This is a genomic window from Mesorhizobium sp. M2A.F.Ca.ET.037.01.1.1, assembly GCF_003998075.1.
GTDB lineage: Bacteria > Pseudomonadota > Alphaproteobacteria > Rhizobiales > Rhizobiaceae > Mesorhizobium.
The window spans coordinates 1-3938 of record NZ_RZSA01000648.1 but is presented as its reverse complement, the minus strand read 5'-3'; the positions used below and the strand labels follow the sequence as shown (position 1 = coordinate 3938).

Annotated in this window: 2 protein-coding genes and 2 pseudogenes; 3 read left to right on the top strand and 1 reads right to left on the bottom strand. The window is 65.5% G+C overall.

The window, feature by feature from the left end:
• From EOA27_RS26165 to EOA27_RS26155, 3 genes and pseudogenes are all read left to right on the top strand, one after another.
• A partial coding sequence (locus EOA27_RS26165; RefSeq protein ID WP_127257614.1) for a GMC family oxidoreductase N-terminal domain-containing protein occupies positions 1–1343 on the top strand: 1343 nt, incomplete at its 5' end.
• Positions 1340–2551 carry a mandelate racemase/muconate lactonizing enzyme family protein gene (locus EOA27_RS26160; protein ID WP_126081689.1) on the top strand — a complete coding sequence of 404 codons (1212 nt, stop codon included), beginning with the start codon at positions 1340–1342 and terminating at the stop codon, positions 2549–2551. The genes EOA27_RS26165 and EOA27_RS26160, both read left to right, overlap by 4 nt.
• A pseudogene (locus EOA27_RS26155) lies at positions 2548–3464 on the top strand (NAD(P)-dependent oxidoreductase). Before EOA27_RS26160 ends, EOA27_RS26155 begins: the two are co-directional and overlap by 4 nt.
• Before the next feature lie 72 nt (positions 3465–3536).
• On the opposite strand, the pseudogene EOA27_RS26150 reads toward EOA27_RS26155, so the two are convergent.
• Positions 3537–3938: pseudogene (locus tag EOA27_RS26150) on the bottom strand (diacylglycerol kinase family lipid kinase); the annotation flags it as partial.

The following is a 3938-nucleotide window of genomic DNA, read 5'->3' as shown; positions in this document are numbered from 1 at the left end:
CCATGGTCTTCATCCGCGGCGCGCGCGAGGATTTCGACGCCTGGGCGGCCGCCGGCAATCCGGGCTGGGGCTATGACGATCTGCTGCCCTCCTTCAAGGCGATGGAGGACAATGCGGCCGGCGCCGACCAATGGCGCGGCGTCGGCGGACCGCTGCATATCACCGATTGTTCGCGCGCGGTGCACCCGCTGACCAAGCGCTATCTCGCCGCCGCCGAGCAGGCCGGGCTGCCCTTCAATCCGGACTTCAACGGCGCCTTCCAGGAAGGCGTCGGCGTCTACCAGATCACGACCAGGAACGGCCGCCGCATGTCTGCCGCCCGCGCCTTCCTGCGCCCGGCGATGACACGCTCCAACGTTCGCGTCGAGACCAACGCACTGGCGACAAGAATCCTGTTCGAGGGCAAGCGCGCCGTCGGCGTCGAATATGAACAGAACGGCACGAAGAAAACCGCGAGCGCCGGCCGCGAGGTGATCCTCTCGGGCGGCTCGATCAACTCGCCGCAGTTGCTGCAGCTGTCCGGCGTCGGCCCCGAGGCGCTGCTTGGCAATCTGGGGATCCCGGTTGTCCACGCCAACGACAATGTCGGCGCCAACCTGCAGGACCATGTCGGCATCAACTACACGTTCAAAGGCAAGCTGCCGACGCTGAACCAGATCCTGCGGCCCTGGTGGGGCAAGCTGCTCGTCGGCATGCAATACATCCTCTTGCGCTCCGGTCCGCTGTCGCTGTCGATGAACAATGCCGGCGGCTTCTTCCGCACCGATCCGTCGATGGCGCGGCCGAACATGCAGCTTTATTTCCAGGCCTTCTCGACCGTCATCCCGAAGAGCGGCGAACGTCCGATCCTGACGCCCGACCCCTGGCCGGGTTTCTCGATCGGCCTGTCCAACTGCCGCCCGTCGAGCCGCGGCGAGATCATGATCCGCTCAAACAATCCGCGCGACTATCCGAGGATCACGGCCAACGCCTATTCGACCAATGCCGATGTCGACGAGATGCTGGCCGCGGTGAAGTTCGTGCGCAGGATCGCCGCGATGCCGGCCATGGCCGAGATCATCGAGGAAGAGGTGCTGCCTGGTCCCTCGATCCAATCGGACGCCGACCTCATCCAGGATTTCAGGAAGCGCTCGGGCACGGTCTACCACCCGGTCTCGACCTGCAGCATGGGGCCGGACGCCGCGCGCGCCGTCGTCGATCCACGGCTTCGGGTGCACGGGCTCGAGGGCCTGCGCGTCATCGACGCTTCGATTTTCCCCGACAACATCACGGGCAACACCAACGCCGCCTCGATCCTGACCGGATGGAAAGGCGCCGAGCTGGTTCTGGAGGATCAGAAATGAAAATCACCGACGTCAAGACCTGGGTTGTCGGCAACCCGCCGCCCGGCATCGGCGGCAAGTATTTCATCTTCGTCAAGCTCACCACCGATGGCGGCGTCGTCGGCTATGGCGAAGCCTACAACGCCACCTTCTCGGCGCATGTCACCGCCAGGATGATCGAGGACATGGCCGAACGCTACCTCGTCGGCCGCGACCCGCACGATCTCGAAAACCTGTTCCGCCGCGTCTACTCGTCCGGCTTCACCCAGCGCCCGGACGTCTCTGGCATGGGCTGCTTCTCGGCGCTCGAAATGGCCTGCTGGGATATCATCGGCAAGGAGGCGGACAAGCCGGTCTACAAGCTGCTTGGCGGCCAGGTGCATGAGACGCTGCGCTCCTACACCTATCTCTATCCGCACACCGGCAGCGTCCATTCGGAAGATGCGCGGGGCAAGAACGTCTATAACGACCCAGACATGGCCGCCGCCTGCGCGCTCGAATATGTCGAGCAGGGCTTCAACGCCGTGAAGCTCGACCCGGCCGGCCCCTACACTGCCTATGACGGCCACCAGCCGCGCTTGATCGACATCGACCTGTCGGCGCGCATGATCAAGGCGATCCGTGAGGCCGTCGGTAACAGGGCGGACATCCTGTTCGGCACGCATGGCCAGTTCACCGCTTCGGGCGCGCTGCGCCTGGCGCGCGCCATCGAGCCTTACGATCCGCTCTGGTTCGAGGAGCCGGTGCCGCCGGATATGCCCGAGGTGATGGCGCAGGTAGCCCGCGGCACCTCGATTCCGATCGCCACGGGCGAGCGGCTGACGACGAAATTCGAGTTCGCCCGCGTCATCGAAAACCGCGCCGCGACCATCCTGCAGCCCGACCTCGGCCGCTCCGGCGGCATCCTCGAAACCAAGAAGATCGCCGCCATGGCCGAGGCCTACCACATCCAGGTGGCGCCGCACTGCTATTGCGGCCCGATCGTCGGCGCCGCCAACATCCAGCTCGCGGTGACGCTGCCCAATTTCCTCATCCTGGAATCGCTGAAACAGTGGGACGGTTTTCACGCCACCCTGCTCAAGAAGAAGATCGGATGGCAGGACGGCAACGTCATCCCGTCGAAGGAGCCGGGCCTCGGCGTCGAGCTAGACGAGGCGGTCTGCGACGCGCACCCCTATAGCGGCTTGGACCTGCATCTGCAGATGATGCAGACGCCGCTGATGCCGTGACCCTCGCTTACGCCTTCATCGGTCTGGGCCATCTCGGCGGCAACCTTGCCGCCAGCCTGCTGCGCAAAGGCTTCGCCGTCACGGTCTTCGATCGCGACCCGGCGGCGGTCGAGTGCCTCGTCGCGCTCGGCGCCATTGCGGCGGCGGGCCCGGCCGAGGCCGCTGCCCGCGCCGGCAACGCGATCACCTGCCTGCCCTCGCCCAGGGTCAGCGAAGCAGTGCTCGCCGGCCCGGACGGATTGCTCCAGGGCCTACCTAAGGGTGGCACCTGGATCGAGATGTCGACCAACGGCCGTGACGAGATTTTGCGGCTCGCCGCGCTTGCTTCGGCAAAGGGCATCGAGACGCTGGAATGTCCGGTCACCGGCGGCGTGCATCTGGCCGCAGTGGGCAGGATCACGGCGCTCGTCGGCGGCGACGCCGCGCTCTACGAACGCCATCGCCCGGCCATCGAGGCGATGTGCGCAAGATCCTTCCTGATGCACCAGTCGGCTCGGCGGCGGTGATCAAGGTGATCACAAACATGCTGGCCTTCATCCATCTCGTCGCCGCGGGCGAGGCGCTGATGCTGGCCAAGCAAGGCCGTCTCGACCTCGCCCAGGCCTATCACGCGATCGCGGCCTCTTCCGGCAACAGCTTCGTCCACGAGACCGAAAGCCAGCTCGTGCTCAACGGCTCCTACGACATCGGTTTCACCATGGACCTGGCGCTGAAGGATCTCGGCTTCGCGCTCGCCATGGGCAGGGATTTCGGCGCGCCGCTCGATCTGGCGACACGCGTCAACGCGATCTTCGAGCAAGGCAAGCGCGCCTATGGCGGCGACGCCTGGTCGACGCAGATCGTCAAGCTGCTCGAGGATGCGGTCGGCGTTGAGCTGCGCGCGCCGGGCTTCCCGGCCAAGCTTGGACTGTAGTCTGGTAGAAATTTAGCTAGTTATTTCAATGGGCTGGCCTTACCTGCTGAATCAAGCCCTCAGCCAGTTGATTCAACCTCTTAAGGTCAGGGCGCCGGGCAGGATCTCGAACGTCGCCGGAATCCGGCCCGGCGACTCGCCGTCTATATCGACCAGCGCGCCATTTTTCTCGGCATCGCCCAACGGCTCGACCAGCACCTTGCGGCCGCGCAGGATGGTGATCGCCGGATGGTTGCGGTGCCGCCCGCCATAGAGCAGGCGGATGTCCCTTATCAGCCCGAGCTTGCCGGCAGCGCGCAGGATGACGATGTCGAACTGGCCGTCGGCGAGCTCGGCGTCCGGCGCGATCATCATGCCGCCGCCGAAGAATTTGCCGTTGGCCACCGCCACCAGCGCCATTCGCGCCTCGACCGGCTCGCCGTCGTCGATGGTGATCCGGACGTCCTGGAAGCGGTAGCGGACGAACTCCAGCAC

Excerpts from the sequence above, each read along its gene's own strand:
- EOA27_RS26160 (WP_126081689.1), top strand. The coding sequence starts at position 1,340 with ATGAAAATCACCGACGTCAAGACCTGGGTTGTCGGCAACCCGCCGCCC.